Source organism: Streptomyces colwelliae (genome assembly GCF_048158785.1).
Taxonomy (GTDB): Bacteria; Actinomycetota; Actinomycetes; order Streptomycetales; family Streptomycetaceae; genus Streptomyces.
On sequence record NZ_JBLTJC010000237.1, the window covers coordinates 1 to 16,532 of the forward strand.

At 70.4% G+C, this 16,532-nt stretch carries 15 protein-coding genes and 1 pseudogene; 3 read left to right on the forward strand and 13 right to left on the reverse strand.

Annotated elements, in window-relative coordinates:
• Window positions 1-580: pseudogene (locus ACNFOC_RS35960) on the forward strand (transporter); the annotation flags it as partial.
• 75 nt (window positions 581-655) lie between these two features.
• Here ACNFOC_RS35960 and ACNFOC_RS35965 read toward each other — a convergent pair.
• Together ACNFOC_RS35965 and ACNFOC_RS35970 are read right to left on the reverse strand one after the other, a co-directional pair.
• Window positions 656-1,531: a haloalkane dehalogenase gene (locus ACNFOC_RS35965; protein ID WP_416963230.1), complete on the reverse strand. Its 876-nt coding sequence runs from the start codon at window positions 1,529-1,531 to the stop codon at window positions 656-658.
• Window positions 1,528-2,355, reverse strand: a complete 828-nt coding sequence (locus ACNFOC_RS35970) for an SDR family oxidoreductase (RefSeq protein ID WP_416963231.1) — start codon at window positions 2,353-2,355, stop codon at window positions 1,528-1,530. Before ACNFOC_RS35970 ends, ACNFOC_RS35965 begins: the two co-directional genes overlap by 4 nt.
• 95 nt (window positions 2,356-2,450) lie before the next feature.
• On the opposite strand from ACNFOC_RS35970, the gene ACNFOC_RS35975 reads away from it, so the two are divergent.
• Complete coding sequence (locus ACNFOC_RS35975) at window positions 2,451-3,050, forward strand: TetR/AcrR family transcriptional regulator (protein ID WP_416963232.1); 600 nt, start codon at window positions 2,451-2,453, stop codon at window positions 3,048-3,050.
• A 7-nt stretch (window positions 3,051-3,057) separates the two neighbouring features.
• Here ACNFOC_RS35975 and ACNFOC_RS35980 read toward each other — a convergent pair whose 3' ends face one another.
• From ACNFOC_RS35980 to ACNFOC_RS35990, 3 genes are all read right to left on the reverse strand, one after another.
• Window positions 3,058-4,056 carry a cytochrome c oxidase assembly protein gene (locus ACNFOC_RS35980; protein WP_416963233.1) on the reverse strand — a complete coding sequence of 333 codons (999 nt, stop codon included), beginning with the start codon at window positions 4,054-4,056 and terminating at the stop codon, window positions 3,058-3,060.
• 110 nt (window positions 4,057-4,166) lie between these two features.
• Window positions 4,167-5,546 (reverse strand): alpha/beta hydrolase-fold protein, encoded by a 1,380-nt coding sequence (locus ACNFOC_RS35985; protein ID WP_416963234.1) that lies wholly within the window; start codon window positions 5,544-5,546, stop codon window positions 4,167-4,169.
• 249 nt (window positions 5,547-5,795) lie between these two features.
• Window positions 5,796-7,265, reverse strand: a complete 1,470-nt coding sequence (locus ACNFOC_RS35990; RefSeq protein ID WP_416963235.1) for an alpha/beta hydrolase-fold protein — start codon at window positions 7,263-7,265, stop codon at window positions 5,796-5,798.
• 158 nt (window positions 7,266-7,423) lie between these two features.
• Here ACNFOC_RS35990 and ACNFOC_RS35995 point away from each other — a divergent pair, with 158 nt between their 5' ends.
• Window positions 7,424-8,074: an O-methyltransferase gene (locus ACNFOC_RS35995; protein ID WP_416963236.1), complete on the forward strand. Its 651-nt coding sequence runs from the start codon at window positions 7,424-7,426 to the stop codon at window positions 8,072-8,074.
• 25 nt (window positions 8,075-8,099) lie between these two features.
• On the opposite strand, the gene ACNFOC_RS36000 is transcribed toward ACNFOC_RS35995, so the two are convergent.
• From ACNFOC_RS36000 to ACNFOC_RS36035, 8 genes are all read right to left on the reverse strand, one after another.
• Window positions 8,100-9,650, reverse strand: coding sequence for a GMC family oxidoreductase (locus tag ACNFOC_RS36000; RefSeq protein ID WP_416963237.1), 1,551 nt, complete (start codon window positions 9,648-9,650; stop codon window positions 8,100-8,102).
• Window positions 9,651-9,731: 81 nt separating this feature from the next.
• Window positions 9,732-10,691, reverse strand: coding sequence for an AraC-like ligand-binding domain-containing protein (locus tag ACNFOC_RS36005; protein WP_416963238.1), 960 nt, complete (start codon window positions 10,689-10,691; stop codon window positions 9,732-9,734).
• 146 nt (window positions 10,692-10,837) lie between these two features.
• A complete protein-coding gene (locus ACNFOC_RS36010; RefSeq protein WP_416963239.1) occupies window positions 10,838-12,097 on the reverse strand; it encodes an ABC transporter permease in 1,260 nt (419 codons plus the stop codon).
• Window positions 12,094-12,834: an ABC transporter ATP-binding protein gene (locus ACNFOC_RS36015; protein ID WP_416963240.1), complete on the reverse strand. Its 741-nt coding sequence runs from the start codon at window positions 12,832-12,834 to the stop codon at window positions 12,094-12,096. Before ACNFOC_RS36015 ends, ACNFOC_RS36010 begins: the two co-directional genes overlap by 4 nt.
• On the reverse strand, window positions 12,831-14,276 hold the full coding sequence (locus ACNFOC_RS36020) for a peptidoglycan-binding protein (RefSeq protein ID WP_416963241.1): 1,446 nt from the start codon (window positions 14,274-14,276) through the stop codon (window positions 12,831-12,833). Before ACNFOC_RS36020 ends, ACNFOC_RS36015 begins: the two co-directional genes overlap by 4 nt.
• Window positions 14,273-15,226 carry a hypothetical protein gene (locus ACNFOC_RS36025; RefSeq protein ID WP_416963242.1) on the reverse strand — a complete coding sequence of 318 codons (954 nt, stop codon included), beginning with the start codon at window positions 15,224-15,226 and terminating at the stop codon, window positions 14,273-14,275. The genes ACNFOC_RS36020 and ACNFOC_RS36025 overlap by 4 nt, the downstream gene beginning before the upstream one ends.
• A 73-nt stretch (window positions 15,227-15,299) precedes the next feature.
• Window positions 15,300-16,091 (reverse strand): hypothetical protein, encoded by a 792-nt coding sequence (locus ACNFOC_RS36030; RefSeq protein WP_416963243.1) that lies wholly within the window; start codon window positions 16,089-16,091, stop codon window positions 15,300-15,302.
• A gap of 2 nt (window positions 16,092-16,093) precedes the next feature.
• A complete protein-coding gene (locus tag ACNFOC_RS36035) occupies window positions 16,094-16,411 on the reverse strand; it encodes a sigma factor-like helix-turn-helix DNA-binding protein (RefSeq protein ID WP_416963244.1) in 318 nt (105 codons plus the stop codon).
• Between the last annotated feature and the right edge of the window lie 121 nt (window positions 16,412-16,532).

The following is a 16,532-nucleotide window of genomic DNA, read 5'->3' on the forward strand; positions in this document are numbered from 1 at the left end:
GTCTTCGGGAGGTAAGGGCGAGGGTGTCTCGACTACCGGTGACGGCTCCCAGGACGGGATCGGCGGTCCCCGAAACCGGGATGACGGTCCCCAGGACCGCCACCGCCGCGGCCTCCGCCGCTCGGTGCTGTTCGAAGTCGCCGTCGGCGTCGTCGTGTTGGTGATCACCACCCTCCTGACCAACACCCTCCCCGGCCGAGCCGCGGCGGACGCGCAGCGGACGGCGACACCGGCCGACATACCGGCGGCCTCCGTCACCATCGTCCCCTTCGCCGTCGGCAACGCGGCCGGCAAGGTACAGATCACCCTCGACCCCGGACGCGTCGGCGAGAACTCGGTCGAGGCGGTCGTCTACGGCCCCGACGGCGGCTTCGCCACCGTCCCCGAACTCCGCCTCTCCTTCACCCTCCCGGCCCAGAAGATCGGCCCCCTCGACGCCGCCGTCAAGGACGAGGGCGGCTATTGGGGCACCAACACCCTCAACCTGCCGATCGCCGGGACCTGGACGATGAAGGTCACGGTCAGGACGTCGGACGTGGACCAGGTGAGTGTGGAGCGGCAGGTGCGGATCGTGCGGTGAGCGCGGATCCGTGAGGGCGGCGGGATCGTGAGGGCGGCGGTGACCGTGAGGGAGACGGGGTCCACGGGCCGTGGATCAGCGGTGCGGGCCGAGCCGCTCCACCCACGCCGATATCGCCGCCGCGATCAACTCGGGCTGGTCCTCCGGTGTGTGGTGGCCGGCGACGGCGTCCGAGTGCTCGGTCTCCAGGGCGGCGATGTTGGCCGCGCACCAGGCGACGATGTCCGAGGTCATCATCGTCCCCGGCCCGGGTGTGAACGTGAGCAGCAGCTTGGGTACGTCCGGGCTGGACCTCAGCCACTTGTCGTAGGCGTCGATCCTGGTCACGACGTCGGCGGGTTCGCCGCCCAGTGGCATCGAGCGCGGCCAGCGCAGGAGGGGGCGTCGGCTCTCCCGGGTCGGGTACGGCTTGCGGTAGGCGGCGAGGTCGGCCGGGGTGAGCGGGGTCACGGAGGCGGCGGGCAGGGCCTGTTCGATGAAGGCGTTCTGGTCGAGGATCATGGCCTCGCCCACGCCCTCCGTCCTGATCGCCCGGAACAGCTCCCGGCCGCCCTCGGGGAACTCCTCCCAGGTCATCGGCTTGACGATGGTCTCGGTGAACGCGATGCCCCGCACCCGGCCGGGATGGCGCGCGGCCCAGTCGAAGGCCAGGGCGCCGCCCCAGTCGTGCCCGACCAGCACCACGTCCGCCAGCCCGAGCGCGTCGAACCAGGCGTCCAGGTACCGGGCATGGTCGGCGAACGAGTACGCGATCTCCGGCTTGCCCGAGTCGCCCATGCCGATGAGGTCGGGCGCCAGCAGCCGTCCGGTACCGACGCCCGGCATGACGTTCCGCCACAGGTACGACGAGGTCGGGTTGCCGTGCAGGAACACGATCGGTGTCCCGGTGCCCGACTCCCGGTAGGACATGGCCGAGTCGAGGACGCGGGTCGAGTGGACGCCGGCGGTCACCGGAACGCCACCGCGTTGCGCTCGGCCCAGGCCGCGAAGGCGACCGGCGCCCGTCCCAGCACCCGCTCCACGTCGGGACTCACGCGCCGCTCCTCCTCGGTCGGTTCGCCGAGCAGCGCCAACGTGCCCTCGACCACGGGCAGCGGCATGAACCGGGCCATCACCTCATGGGCCTCCGCGCGGGTCTGCTCCGTGAACGTCACCGGCTCGCCGAGCGCGGTCGCTATCGCCGCCGCCCGCGCGCGGGGTGTCGTCGGCGCGGGGCCGGTGAGGGTGTAGGTCACGCCTGTGTGCGTGGTCGTGTGCGTGGCCGTGTCCGCGTCGGTGAGCAGCACGGCGGCAGCGACCGCGGCCACGTCGTCGGGGTCCACGAACGGCAGGCCCACATCACCGAAGGGCGCCGCCGCCGTGCGCCGCGCGCGGATCGACTCGGCCCACGCGAACGCGTTGCTGTCCAGCCCGCCCGAGCGCAGGATCGTCCAGTCGAGTCCCGATTCCCGTACGGCCGCCTCGAATCGGCGCGGATGCGCGTACGCCTCCGGACGGGTGCCGGCCCCCTGCGAGGACAGCAGCACCACCTTGCGGACACCGGCGGACTTGGCCGCGTCCAGAACGTCGTACGGCCGCTCGCCCGCCACCAGCAGGAACAGTGCCTCCGCCCCTTCGAACACGTCCCGCAGACCGTCCGGTTCGGCCAGGTCGGCGGACACCGTGCGCGGCCCGCTGATGTGCCGGGCCACGCCCGTCACCTGGACCTGGTCCTCCGTGAGCGTCCGCACCAGCGTCCGCCCCACGTTCCCCGTCGCGCCCGTCACCACGATCATGTCGCTACCCCCGTCATGGATGAGTTAGTTGGCTGACTAACTCCGTCGAGAAGAAGCTAACACGACCGACCCGTCGGTTGTCTATAGTTAGTCAGATGACTGACTCAGAGGATTCCCGGCCCGCCCGGTCCGCCGCCGTCGGCAAGCGGCAGCGTCTGACGACCGCCACCGCCCGGGTCCTGCACGAGCAGGGCGTGGAGCGCACGACCATCGCCGACATCGCCCGCGCCGCCGACGTCCCGACGGGCAACGTCTACTACTACTTCAAGACCAAGGACGAGCTGATCGAGGCGGCCCTCTCCGAGCACACGGGCTCCCTGGAGACGCTGACCGCCCGGCTCGACCAGCTCCCCGACCCGCGCGAACGCCTCAAGGCCCTCATCGGCAGCTGGGTCGACCAGCGCGACATGGCGGCCCGCCACGGCTGCCCCATGGGCACCCTCGCCGCAGAGCTGGACAAGCGCTACGAGGGCGGCCTCGATCTCGCCGCGGGCCAGGTCATACGGCGGTTGGTGGACTGGGTGGAGCAGCAGTACCGGCAGCTCGGCGCGGCCGACCCCGAGGGGCTCGCCCTGACCCTCGTCGCCGCCTACCAGGGCATGTCCCTGCTCTCCAACGCCCTGCGAGACCCGGAGATCATGACGCGTGAAGGGGCCCGGCTCATAAGGGAGTTGGACGCCCTGGACGCGGTGTGAGGAACGCCTACCGCTGTCCCCGGATGCGCTGCGCGACCTCGCTGTTCTCGGTCTCCCACCAGGGGCGTACGAGATCGGGCCCTTCAGTAGAAGTCCCCGTTCCAGCCCCCGCTGCCGCCTCCGCCGGCGTCGCCCGGACCACTTCCAGTTCCGTGTCCAGACGCCGGTCCAGCGCGACCGTCTCGGCGCGTTCGGTGCGGGCCCACTGGACCAGGATCGCGAGGAGGAAGGGGAGGGCGACCAGTTCGGCGATGCTGATCATCGCGCCGCCGCCGAGCTGCTGGTCGTGCTGGACGGCGGGGGCCCAGGAGGGGGAGTGGTTCAGGTACCAGGCGCCGGCGATCAGCGTGCCGTGGGTCATCACCACGATGCCCGGTACCGCGTCGATGATCCCGTCGACGAACACCAGCCCCGCCCGCACCGGATGCGTGCACCAGGCGGGCAGCGCCTCCTCCCGGGTGAGCACCGGCAGCACGAACAGGCTCCCGGCGAGCAGCAGTTGGAGATACATCAGCTGGTGCAGCCAGTTGTCGGCCAGGGCGGTCTCGAAGTACGGCGTGAAGTAGATCGTCAGCTCCGTCGCGAGGACGAGGGCCGTACTGACCAGGGGGAACGTGAGCAGCCGTACGAGGCGACCCGTCAGCGCTCCCCGCGCTCGCGCGGCGGCGCGTTCGGGCAGGGCGCGCAGGGCCAGCCGTAGCGGATCGCCGAGGGCCAGGCCGAGCGGGGCGATCAGGTCGAGGAGGACGTTCTGGACGGCGGCCGGCCAGAACAGCACGCGGTCGTACACGGCCAGCGCGGACATCGTCGCGACCACGAGCGTGCCGAGGCCCAGCAGCGCGAACGCGACGGTCCGCGCCACCGGCCACGCCTCGCCGCGCCGCCTCAGGCGCAGGACGCCCCAGCCGTACAGGCCGCCGAGGAGCACGACGACCAGCAGCGCGGGGACGTCCGCCTGCCACGAGGAGAACAGCCGTCCCACGGTGAGCTGCGGCGGGTTCTCCATCGCGATCTACCTCCACGGCCGGCCGGTTCCGCCGGTTCTGTCGGATCTGCCGCAGCACTCTATGCCGCCGAGTGCCGCGGCCAGGACCCGCCCCCGTGGCCGAGCAACCCTTACAGCGACTGCCGCATGATCCAGTCCCGGATGCCGGGGATCGTGTACGCGATCTGCCAGGTACCCATGTGCGCGCTGGTGGTCGAGCCGGTCGGTACGGTCGTGGCGGTCTCGAACGCGGCGAAGTTCACCGGGGTCCGCTGGGCCTTCATGCTCCGCACGTCCGCCGCGAACTCGGCGGCGGTGGACTGCCCGTCCCACAGCGCGGTGCTGACCTGCGTGCCCTGTTCCTGGATGACCTCGGTGATGGCCTGCTCGCCCGGGTAGGCCTTGGTGTCGTCGGCCGAGACGAGGATCCAGAGGTTCTTCTTCGCGAGGGGTACCGCCTGGGCCTCCGGCCACTGCCCGGCGACGATGAACGCCGCCGCGAACAGGTCGGGGTACTTGATGTTCAGGCCGAGGGACATCATCGCGCCCATCGACTGACCGGTCGTGTAGCGGCGGTTCGGGTCGATGCTGTACTGCCCCGTGACGGACTCGACGAGGTTGGCGGTGGCGTCGAACAGCGTCGACGGCAGGTAGTCGTCGTCGATCACGACGGAGCCGTACTCGGGCGCGAGCACGAAGGCCTCGTGCCGGGCCTGGTCCTCCGGGCTCGCCCAGCACACCGCGCCCAGGCCCTGCACCAGCGGACCCTCGGTCGCGACGTTGACCACACTCGCGTCGTGCATGAACAGCACCAGCGGGTAGCTCTTGCGCGGGTTGTAGTGCTTGGGGACGAACAGGTTGTACTTGAGGGTCTGGCCGGTCGCGGGGTCGTCGAAGGTGAACTGCTGGAAGTCGTCCACGATCAGGTTCTTGACCGCGTCTGTGGTCAGCGCCGTGGTGCTCGCGGCGTACTGGGTGCCGCGGGTCGTGGTGACCGTGCCGGCCTGGGTGAGCGTGGCCTTCGCGGCGACGATCGTTCCGCCGGGCGTGGTGTCGCCCACCTTCGGACCGCCCGCCCCCACCCCGCCGCCGGAGTCGCCCGACCCGCCGGTGGGCGGGGTGCCGGTGCCGGAGCCCTGGCCCGTCACCCACAGGGCCGCCGCCGTGTCGTCCGGCGACAGCTCGACGATGACGTAGCGGCCGTTCCGCGACCGCTGCGCGAGGTCGGCGGTGCGGTTCGTGTAGACCTTGGTCACCGTGCGGTCGGTGACCGTGAACGTCGACGTCGACAGCGTCCCGCCGTCGATCTCCCGGTCGTACTCGACCGCCACCGCGACGAGCTTCTGCCCGGCTCCGAAGACCTGCGTGATGGCGGTGGCGCCCTTCACATGGTCTCCGTCCGAGCCCGTCCCGCCCGCCTCGGCGGCGGAACTGGGGCTCGCGCCGCCGAACACCGCCAGGGCTCCGGCCGTCGCGGTCGCGGTACCGGCCATGAACCTACGCCTGTCCATGAAGGTGAGCTCCTTCGATCGAGGTTGTCAGGGCTGCTGCGCCGCCACTGTCCTGCCTCAATCTGTGAAGCGAAAGGAGAAAGGAGACCCATTTTCACAGGTTACGCAGAAGTTTCCTGGTGGTGCGGGTTATTCGCGTCGTGCAATCTTAGATAACGCGACGCATTGGGTCTGAATTGTTGACCTTTATTCCCCCGTTTTATCACGGCGGAAATTCGACGGCGAGAACGAGCCGAATTCAGAGCAAACTCAGAGGGACTGGTCCATGACCCACTCCCGGATGCCGGGGATCGTGTAGGCGATCTGCCAGGTGGCCATGTGCGCACTGGTCGTCGACCCGGCCGGTACGACCGTGCCGGTCTTGAAGGAGGCGTAGTTGACCGGCGCTTTCTGGGCTTTGAGGCTCCGCACGTCGGCGGCGAACTGGGCGGCCGTCGACCGGCCGTTCCAGACCGCCGTGCCTACGGCCGTCCCCTGTTCCTTGACGACCTTGGTGATGGCGTTCTCGCCGGAGTAGGACTTGTCGTCGTCCTGGGAGACGACGATCCAGAGTTTCTTTTTCGCCAACGGCTTCGCCTGGTCCGCCGGCCACTGCCCGGCGACGACGAACGACGCCCCGAAGAGATCGGGGTACTTGATGTTCAGGCCGAGCGTCATCATCGCCCCCATCGACTGCCCGGTGGCGTAGAGCCGTTTCTCGTCGAGGTCGTACTTCTTCGTGAGCGCCTGGACGAGGTGGGCCGTGGCGTCGAAGAGCGGCGACGGCTTGTAGGTGTCGTCGATCACGACGGAGTCGTACTCGGGCGCGAGCACGAAGGCCTCGTGCCGGGCCTGGTCCTCCGGGCTCGCCCAGCACACCGCGCCGAGGCCCTGGACCAGGGGGCCCTCCGTCGCCACGTTCACGACGCTCGCGTCATGCATGAACAGGACCAGCGGGTACTTCTTGTCGTGGTCGTGGTCGTAGCCCTTGGGGATGAACAGGTTGTACTTCAGGGTCTGCTTGGTCGCCGGGTCGGTGAAGGTGAACTGCCGGAAGTCGTCCACGATCAGGTTCTTCACCGCGTCCGTCGTCAGCTTCGTGCTGTTCGCGGGGTAGCGGGTGCCGCCGGTGGTGGTGACGGTGCCGGTCTGGGTGAGGGTGGCCTTCGCCGCGACGATGGTTCCGCCGGGGGTGCTGTCGCCGACCTTCGGGCCGCCTCCGCCGGGGGCCTGACCGGAGCCGGACGACGAAGAGGCCGTAGGGGACGAAGAGGCCGTAGGAGACGAGGAAGTCGTAGGGGACGAAGAGCCCGTAGGAGATGCGCTGGGTGAGGAACTGGACGCGTTTCCGGAACCCTGCTGGGTCACCCACAGGGCCGCCGCCTTGTCGGTCGGCGACATTTCGACGATGACGTAGCGGCCGTCCCTGCCGTGTGCGGCGAGGTCAGGCTCGCGGTTCGCGTAGACCTTGGTGACGGTGCGGCCGGTGACCTTGAACGTGGAGGTCGACAGGGCCGAACCGGTGACGTCGGTGTCGTACTCGACCGCCACGGCGATGAGCTTCTGGCCGTCGCCGTAGACCTTGGTGATCGCGGTGGCGCTCCGGACGTGGCCGGAGGCCGGTGCCGTCTCGCTCACGGCCTCGCCCTCGGCCTGTGACGTGCACGCGGCCGTCGTGCCGAGCACGGCCAGGGTGCCGACGGCACCGGACCCCACGATGAACCTGCGCCGGTCGACCACGACGGACTCCTTCTGTGTCGCCTGTATTGCCCGTGTTGCCCCCCTTCTCTCGCCCACCTCACCCCGGCTCCGGGTGACTCGCAACGGGAGCCGTCGACAGCAATCGATATATCGTGATAGGCCTGGAACGTATCGGCGATACAACAACTGGAGTGATGATGCCCGCGCAGAATTCCACCAGCCCCCTACAGGACCCGCAGATCACGGCCGTACTGGACCGACTGCGGGCCGAAAGCCGGCGCCCCGCGGGCGGAGGCCCGCGCGGCGGTGCCGAGACCCGTGATCCGCACGCGTACGCCGACATCGGCTTCTCGATCCACCCCGAACAGGGCGACCTCATCTACCTGCTCTGCCGCGCGATCGCCGCGACGAGGGTCGTCGAGTTCGCCACGTCCGTCGGTGTCTCCACGATCTACTTCGCCGCCGCCGTGCGCGACAACGGCGGCGGCACGGTGATCGGCTCCGAGATCGTCCCGGAGAAGGCGGCCACCGCCCAACACAACCTCACCGAGGCCAAGTTGGCCGAGTACGTCGACCTGCGCGTGGGCGATGCCCGGGAGACCCTGCGTGACCTCGGCGGCCCCGTCGACTTCGCGCTCATCGACGGCTGGCCGATCAGCGACGGGGGCCCGACGCTGGCCCGCCAGGTGATGGAGGTCATCGCGCCCCAACTCCGCGTCGGCGCCTTCGTGATGAACGACAACGCCGAACCCGACTACCTCGACTACATCCGCGACCCGGCCAACGGCTTCCGCTCCGTGACCCTGCCGCTGAAGGGTTCAACAGAGCTGTCCGTGAAGGTGGGTTGAGCACCGGGCGAGCCTCAGCCGAGCCTCAGCCAGTCAGGAACTCGGCACACCGCTCGCCGATCATCACGGTCGGCGCGTGCGTGTTGCCCGACGGGACGGCCGGCATGACCGACGCGTCCGCGACCCGCAGCCCCGGCACCCCGTGCACCCGGAGGAGGGGATCCACGACCGCGTCGGAGCCGGTGCCCATGCGGCACGTCCCGACCTGGTGGTGATAACTGGCCAGGTTGCGTTTGACGTACGCGGCGATCTCGTCGTCCGTGACCACCCCGGGTCCGGGCGCGACCTCCCGGGCCCGCCATTCGCCGAGCGCCTTCTGCTCCCCGATCTCCCGCGCTTGCTTGACCGCCGTCACCATCGCCCGCAGGTCGTACGGCTCCTCGAAGTAGCGGGGGTCGAGCGCGGGTGCCTCGGCCGGGTCGGCGGAGCGCAGCCACAACCGGCCCCGGCTGAGCGTCCGGATCGTGCCCGGCGCGATGCTGTAGCCGTGCCCTTCCTCCGGTACGTCCTGGCCCACGACGGGCAGCGGCACGTGGGACATCACCGGCTGGAGGTCGGGGGCGGCCAGCGCGGGATCGGTCTTCGCGAAGTACTGGGCCTCGATCTTGTTGGACGTGCCCGGCGGCACCGGCCGGGCCGACTCGTACACCACCGGCGCGAGCGCGTGATCGTGCAGGTTGGACCCGACCCCCGGCAGATCGGCCACCAACTCGACGCCCAGCGCCCGTAGTTCGTCGGCCGGTCCGATCCCGCTGAGCAGCAGGAGCTGGGCGGAGCCGACGGTGCCGCAGGACAGGACGACATCGCCCGCGCACCGTACGGCGGTGAGGTGACCGTCCTCGACGACCTCGACCCCGCGGGCGCGTCCGCCCTCGACGAGCACCCGGGCGACCGGCGCACCCGTCAGCACGGTCAACAGCGGGCTGTCCAGCACGGGTTGGATGAACGCCGTCCAGGCGCTGACCCGCCTGCCGTCGCGGATGTTGAGGTGGAGCAGGTTCACGCCGAGGATCTCCTCGCCGTTGCAGTCGTCGTTGTACGGGATCCCGTACTGCTCGCACGCCTCCACGAAGGCGAGCGAGACCGGGTTGGGGGAGTGGTTGCGGGTGACCGGCAGCGGCCCGCCCGAACCGTGGTACTCCGAGGGGCCGTCCTCGAAGTCCTCGGAGCGCTTGAAGTACGGCAGGACCTCGTCGTACGACCAGCCGGTGGCCCCGTACCGGCCGGCCCAGTCGTCGTAGTCCGAGCGGTGGCCGCGGACGTGGATCATGGCGTTGATGGCGCTGGTCCCGCCGAGCACCTTGCCGCGCGGCCAGAACACCCTTGTGCCGTCGGCGTGTTGCTGGGGTTCGGTGAGGTAGGCGTAGTCCTCGGGGGAGGTCCACAGCTCCCACATGCGGCCCGGGTCGTGGATGGCCGGGTTGTCGTCGGGGCCGCCGGCCTCGATCAGCAGGACGCTGCGGCCCGCGTCCACCAGCCGGCGCGCGATGACACAGCCGGCGGAACCGGCGCCCACCACGATGTGGTCGTAGGACTTCTGTGGGTCTTCCATGCCGGTGCTCTGAAGGGTCTCCATGCCGGAAGGGTGCCGCCCGGCGCTCGGCCGGGCTTTCGTCGCGGTGCACGGGGAGTTGCCGGTCTGAGCACGGTCGGCCGGCTAGCGCGCCGTGCGGGCCTCGCTCGGGCTGATGCCGTACGCCGTCTTGAAGGCGTGGCTGAAGTGGGCCGGGCCGGGGAAGCCCCAGCGGCTGCCGATGGCGCCGACCGGGAGGTGGGACAGGGCCGGGTCGGCGAGGTCCCGGCGGCAGTGGGCGAGTCGGTGTTCGCGGATCCAGCCGGAGACGGTGTACCCGTGCTCGGCGAGGAGTTTGTAGAGGTAGCGGCGGGATATGTGGTGGACGGCCGCGATCCGGTCCGGGTCCAACTCCGGGTCGTGGAGCCGCTGTTCCATGTAAGTCAGGATCCGCTGGGTGAGTGCGTGGCGGCCGTCGTGGTCCGGTGCCGGTGTCCGGTCGGCGCCTGTGTGTTCCGCGAGGAGGGTGCCGACCAGGTCGGCCACGTTCTCCGCGAGCCGGGGTGTGCCGAGCGACTCCAACTCGTCGACCTGGCGCGCCAGTCCGTACAGGAAGGGGCGCACCACCGTGCCGAGACCGTCCCGGCACGACACCGGGATCGCCGTCACGCGCGCCAACTCGCGTTCCGGCAGCCGCAGCATGGCCCGGGGGAACATCAGGGCCAGGCTGCGGCCGGGGCGGTCGGTGTCGAGGATGTACGGCCTGCGGGTGTCGTAGACCGCCAACTCGCCTGGTTTCAGCTCGGCTTGATGGTCCCCCTGGGTGAGGACGCAGTGGCCGGTCAGCTGGAGACTGACCTTGACGTGGTCGGACGCGTCGGCTCCGGCCGATCCGGCCGACCGCCGGGTGCGGGCCGTGTGCGCGGGCGTCGTCACGACGGACACCTGTACCGGGCCGACCCGTGCGATCCTCAACTGGGCGTGGAAATCGGGCCCTTCGCGCGGCACGATCTCCAGGGGCACGAAGTTCCGGCTGACGATGTCGCGCCAGAACTCCAGCCGCGTCGCGGAGTTCTCCGCACTCGGCGTCGTGATCGAGGACATGGGCCTCTCCCTCCCGGAACTCCCCGAACTCCCCCCGAATCGGGCCCGAGGAGTGTAAGTCAGGCGGTCGCCCTTGTCTCCGTCGTGTTTCTACGGCCGTGTTTCTACGGCCGTGTTTCTACGGCCGTGTTTCTACGGCCGTGTTTCTACGACGGCGCGCGGAGGGCGTCCACCGGCTCCATCCGAGCCGCCCGCAGGGACGGATACAGCCCCGCGAGGAGCCCGACGAGCGCACCGGCGAGCGGCGCCCCCAGCGCGAGCCGCAGATCCAGCACCGGCGTCCACTCCTTGAACACGGCGACGCACACCACGACCGCGATGCCCAGGGCCGCGCCCACAACTCCCCCCAGCAGCCCGATGGTTGTCGACTCCAGCAGGAACTGTCCGGCCACCTGGCGCCGTGACGCGCCCAGGGAGCGCCGTAGCCCGATCTCGCCGACCCGTTCCATCACCGTCACCAGCGTCACATTGGCGATGCCGATCGCGCCGACCACGAGGGAGACGAGGCCGAGGACGAGGAAGAGGCTGTTGGCGTCGTTCTGGACGCCGGCGCGGGCCTTGGAGAGGTCGGGCGGTGCCACGACGGCGAGCGAGTCCTGGTGCCCGGGCGCCAACGCGATCGGCGCTTGCCGCGCGACCTGCTTGGCCGCCCCCAGCGCGGTGTTGACCAGCACGCGGGTGACGTTCCGCAGCCCGATCCGGTCGGCCGCGGTGGTGGGCGGCACCAGCACCGCGGTGGACAGCCGCGCCTCGCGGCGGATCCCGCCGAGGATGCCGATGACGGTGTACGACTGCCCACGGAAGAAGACCGCCGGCGCGTCCTCCACCCGCTTGATACCGAGGAGTTGGGCCGCCTGGTCGCCGAGTACGACGACGTGGTCGCGCCGGGCGATGTCCCCGGCGTCGTAGAACCGTCCCGCGGTCATCCGCCCGTGCACGGCCGCGGGCAGCCCCGCCGAGGCGGCGACCACGGCGAGGGTCTGGCCGGACAGGTCGCCGGGCGCGGTCACGTCGTTGGCCCGCACGAGCACGCTGTCGGTCGCGTCGGAGTCGGCGAGCGCCGCCACCGACTCCACCCCGGCCAGCCGCGCCACGGCATCGGTCCCCGACCACGGCACCAACGGCCCGGCGTCCTCCGCACCGGGCAGCGGTTCCGGGACGGTCACGGTCACCGAGGTCGCGGTGAGCGCGTCGAACCGGCCGACGATCTGGTTGCCCGCGGTGGACGCCACCCCGATGGTGATGACGAGCGTGGTGATCCCGAGGACCGTGCCGAGCGTGGTCAGCGCGGACCGCACCGGCCGCGCGAGAACCCCCGCGAGGGCCTCCGTCCACAGATCCCGGGGATCCATCCAGGGCCGCTCGACCCGCGCCGTAGCCTCCATCTCCCTCTCTACGACGCTCACTTGACCTCCTCGGCCAGGCGCCCGTCGGTGATACGGACCCGCCGCCCCGCCCGGCGGCTGACCGCGTCGTCATGCGTGATCACGACCAGGGTCATGCCCTGGGCGCACAGGTCGTCGAAGAGTTCCAGTACGGAGAGGGTGTTCTCGGTGTCGAGGTTGCCGGTCGGCTCGTCGCAGAGCAGCAGCGCCGGGTCGCTGAGCAACGCCCGTGCGATGGCGACCCGTTGCCGCTCACCGCCGGACAGCCGGTCGGGCCGGAAACCCACCCGGTGCCCCAACCCCACTTGTTCCAGGGCCTGATGGGCCCGCGCGAGCCGCCCACCCCGTCCCCGTCCGGGCCGCGGCCTGCGATACGCCTCGGCCAGCATCACGTTCTCGTCGACCGTCCGGTACGGCAACAGGTGGAAGGACTGGAACACGAACCCGATCCGGCTCCCGCGCAAGGAGGTTCGTTCGAGGTCGCCGAGCCCGGTGGTCTCCACGCCGTCCAGCAGATACGACCCCGCCGTGGGCCGGTCCAGCAGTCCGAGCGTGTTGAGCAGCGTCGACTTCCCCGATCCGGACGGCCCGACGATGGCCAGGTGTTCGCCACGCCGTACGGTCAAGTGCACGTCGCGCAGGGCGTGTACGGGCGGGTCGGAGGGGAACGTCCGCTCCACGCCGGTGAGTTGGATGACCGTGTCGATCGCGGTGCCGGGGACGGCGGAGTCGAGTTCGAGTTCGGGCCCGGGGATCACTCGCCCACCACCACCTTCTCGCCCGCCTCCAACGTGCCCCCGTCCGGCTTGACTTCGACGATCCCGGCGGCGGAGAGCCCGACGGTGACATGGACGTCGGTCACGGCGTCGCCGCGCTCGACCTTGACCCGGGCCCGTCCGTCGGCCGAGGTGTGGATCGCGGCCATCGGCACGGTCAGCACCTTGCCGTCGGAGGCGCCGACCTTGATGGTCACCTTCACGGCGGCCTCGGCCTCACCGGCGAGCGGTCCGGGTTCCGGGACGGTGATCCGCACCTGGACGGCGGCGGTGGAGTCGGCGGCGGAGTCCGTGTCGTCGGTGGGGGAGGGGGCCGTAGCGGCGGAGTCCGCGGCCGCCGAGGAATCGGAACCGTCCGCCACGACGTCCACCGTGCCCTGCGCCGACTTGCCGTCCGCCGTGGTCAGTTCGGCGGTCATGCCGTGCCGCAGGAGCTGGGCGTCGGTGCCGGGGACGGCCGCCTGCACCACCACGTCGGAGCTGGTCACCGTGCCGATCTGGGCGGACGGGGTGTCGCCCGTCTTCACGCTCACCTTGTCCAGCCGCGCGGGCAGCTTCGGCAGGAAGACGACCTCGCCGGCCGGGACCTTCGTACCGTAGGTGGCCTTGAAGCTGCTGAGCGCGCCGTTCGCCAAGTCCAGTGCCTTCTGGGCCGACTTGACCTGGATCTCGTGGACCTGCTTGTCCGTGCTGGACTGAGGGGCGGGGGTGCCGGACGACCCGGTCTCACTGGAACTGGCCGTACCGGCACCGCTGTTGGTGGTGAGGAGCGCCTCCTGCGCGGCGGAGACGGCCTGTTCGAGCGAGCCGAGCTGCTGTTGATCGGTGGGGCTCGGCTCCTGGGCGTCGTACCCCTTGCTCTTGTACCAGTCGGCGACGGCGGTGGCGGTCCCCTGTCCGTACGTCCCGCCGGTGCCGCCAGGATCGAACCCGAGCCGCTTCAAAGCCTTCTGAAGCTGCGTCACGTCGTCGCCCGAAGTGCCGGGCCCCAGTGCGCGGTACATCGGTACGGAACCGCCGAGCGCGAACACCGGACGGCCGTTGACCGTCATCAGGACGTCGCCCTCCTTGATCTTCGTACCGGCCACCGGCGCCTTGGTGACCCGCTGCTCGGCACCCTCGCCGTCCGCACCGGCGGACGCCCCGCTGCCGACCGGCCCGGCCAGCGACAAGGGGCGCGGCGAGGCGAACTCGACCGACCCGGTCGCCACCACACTCGCCGTGAGCGACTGCCGTACGACGGAGACCGTCACGGGGCCGGCCTTCGGCGCCTGGTGCGAGGCGGCGGCGTCGGCGGGCGACTGCACCTGCGTACCGGCGAACCACCCACCCGCCCCGACCAGCACGACCGCCGAGACAACGACCCCAAGTCGCCTACGACCGCTGCCGATTCGGCTGGTCGCGTCCTGCTGCGGGCGGCTCATCCGTTCTCTCCGTAGTAGGGCTTGGCCTTCTCCTTGGGGAAGTAGGCGGCGCGGAACTTCTTGCCGCACTCCAGGTCCTTGAGGGCGATGCCGATGTCCTTGTTGAGGAGCGGCAGCGCTTCGTCCTTGCTCAACGACATGAAGTTCTCCGGCAGTTGGCGGGAGATGTCGAGGCGGACCATGGAGACCATGCCGGTCGGCTGGGTGGTGCTGACCGAGATGCCCTGAGCGGTCAGGCAGCTCGCGAACTGCTGTGCGAGCTGGACGAGTTGGGCGTCACCGTTGAGCGCGAGGCCGTTGGCGTGGTTCTGGTCGTCGCGGGCCTTCTCCGCGTTCTTCTCGGCCGCCGCGCTGAGCGCCGGTCCGTGCGCCGCGGCCCGCCCCGTCTCCGTGCACCCGGCGATCTTCTCCTCTGCCTTGGTCTTGGCCGGGGGACCGGTCAGCGCGATGTCGTACGCCTTCTTCTGCGCGTCGGTCAGACCGTCCTCGTCCTGGTCCTGGGGTGCGGTCCGCTTGGCTGCCGCGGCCTTGCTGAACGGGATGTTGGAGTCGTTCGGGTAGACGGCACCGGCGTAGTACCCGAAGCCGTACTTCTGCCGGAACTGCTTCGCCCGCGCGTAGTCCTCCCCGTCGACCGCGGTGAACGTGTCGGCCGTGGTCGAGGTCCGCACGTGCGGGGTGTAGGTGAAGCCCTGCTTCTTCATGCAGACCGCGATGGCGTTCTCCTGGATGTACTCCTTCTTCGTCGCGTCGTCCACGCCGTCCGGGACGGTGAGTTGGGTGGCGCCGTTGACTGTCGTCGTGCCCGCGCTCGACGACGAACTCCCTGCACCGGAGGCCGACTTGCTGTCGGATCCGCCAGCGCAGGCGGCGAGGAGGGGGAGCAGTCCGAGGGCGAGGGCCAGGGCGGACGCACGTATTCCGGGCGTGCCGAATTTGGGCATGCTCATGCCATGCACTCCTTCAGGGTTGATCAGGGTGTTGTGGACAAGAGGTGTTTCACTCAGCCGGTGAGGTGCCGGTTCAGCCGCCGCCGCTCTCCTTCACGGCGTCGAAGATGCGGGAATCGGTGGCGAGTTGGATGAGCGGACCGGTGCGCGGACCACTGCCGCTCCGGCCGGTGGCGGCCTCGTCGAGGCTGCCCGCGATGACCTGCACCGTCCATCCGCCCGGGGTCAGATAGGTGACACCGGTGGCCATGGACCTGCCGGCCACGAAGAAGTACAACAGGCTGCCCGAACCGTGCTCGGTCAGGGAGCACCGGGTGATCAGACCGTTCCAAGGGGAGGCGAGCACACGGCCGTTGCTGTCCGCGCAGGCCCGGGTGGGGTGGGGGTACGACGGGTCCGTGGCGGTCCGGCTGACGCTCACGTAAAGGTCGTTGACGCTGCCGTCGGCGGTGGTCATCTTGAAGTACCGCCCGGGGCGGAGGGGTTGGCGGGGTTGCTCGGCGGAGACGGTCGTGCCGGTGCCGTTCCCGGAGGAGAGGATCGACCGCACCAACTCCAGTGACGGAGACCAGACCGACGGCTGCCCGGCGGGAAGCGTGGGCACGCTCTCCGGCCGGGGCGTGAGCAACGCGTGCCCGCCGAGGGCGACAACTCCCGCCATGACGAAGGCACTTACCGTCGCCCCGACCCGCCGCCGCCGACGGATCCGCGCACCGCGCGCGACGGCGCCCGGCACCAGGTCGGGCATGGGCGGTTCGGCTCCGGAGCCCAGCCCGCTCAGGGCATCCGCGAGCGCGGACTCGTACACCTGCGGGTCGATCTCGTCCGTCTGGTCCGTGAACCCGTCACCGGCCTTCCCGCTCATGCTCACCACTCCGCCCGCAGATAGCCGGTTCCCGTGCCTGTGCTGCCAGGTCCGAAGTCGTCCCCGAGATCCTTGCCGGAGTCGGCCAGGATGGTGCGCAGGGTGCCAAGACCCCGGGAGGTCTGGCTCTTCACCGTGCCGACGCTGCACCCCAGCGCCGCCGCCGTGGCCTCCACGCTCTGGTCCTCCCAGAACCGCAGCACCAGCACCGCCCGCCCACGCGGCGGCAGTTGCCGTAGCGCGTCGAGCAGCGGTGGCCGCGCCGCTGACGTCGTTGCCTTCACACGGCTCGCCGACTTCGAGCTGGCCTGCACATCCATGCCCAACTGCACGAACGGCGTGTTGATGGACTCGCACTGTCAGCCGCATTCTGCGGCCAAGGCGGGCGAACGTGCTGCCGAAGTGCTCGACCAGGCTCGCCACCCTCCACCAGTACGAGCC

Bases quoted from the DNA above. Each gene is read 5' to 3' on its own strand.
- ACNFOC_RS35975 (WP_416963232.1), top strand. From the start codon at position 2,451: ATGACTGACTCAGAGGATTCCCGGCCCGCCCGGTCCGCCGCCGTCGGC.
- ACNFOC_RS35970 (WP_416963231.1), bottom strand. From the start codon at position 2,355: ATGATCGTGGTGACGGGCGCGACGGGGAACGTGGGGCGGACGCTGGTG.
- ACNFOC_RS36030 (WP_416963243.1), bottom strand. From the start codon at position 16,091: ATGAGCGGGAAGGCCGGTGACGGGTTCACGGACCAGACGGACGAGATC.
- ACNFOC_RS36020 (WP_416963241.1), bottom strand. From the start codon at position 14,276: ATGAGCCGCCCGCAGCAGGACGCGACCAGCCGAATCGGCAGCGGTCGT.
- ACNFOC_RS36005 (WP_416963238.1), bottom strand. From the start codon at position 10,691: ATGTCCTCGATCACGACGCCGAGTGCGGAGAACTCCGCGACGCGGCTG.
- ACNFOC_RS36025 (WP_416963242.1), bottom strand. From the start codon at position 15,226: ATGAGCATGCCCAAATTCGGCACGCCCGGAATACGTGCGTCCGCCCTG.
- ACNFOC_RS35980 (WP_416963233.1), bottom strand. From the start codon at position 4,056: ATGGAGAACCCGCCGCAGCTCACCGTGGGACGGCTGTTCTCCTCGTGG.
- ACNFOC_RS35995 (WP_416963236.1), top strand. From the start codon at position 7,424: ATGCCCGCGCAGAATTCCACCAGCCCCCTACAGGACCCGCAGATCACG.
- ACNFOC_RS35985 (WP_416963234.1), bottom strand. From the start codon at position 5,546: ATGGACAGGCGTAGGTTCATGGCCGGTACCGCGACCGCGACGGCCGGA.
- ACNFOC_RS36000 (WP_416963237.1), bottom strand. From the start codon at position 9,650: ATGGAGACCCTTCAGAGCACCGGCATGGAAGACCCACAGAAGTCCTAC.
- ACNFOC_RS36035 (WP_416963244.1), bottom strand. From the start codon at position 16,411: ATGGATGTGCAGGCCAGCTCGAAGTCGGCGAGCCGTGTGAAGGCAACG.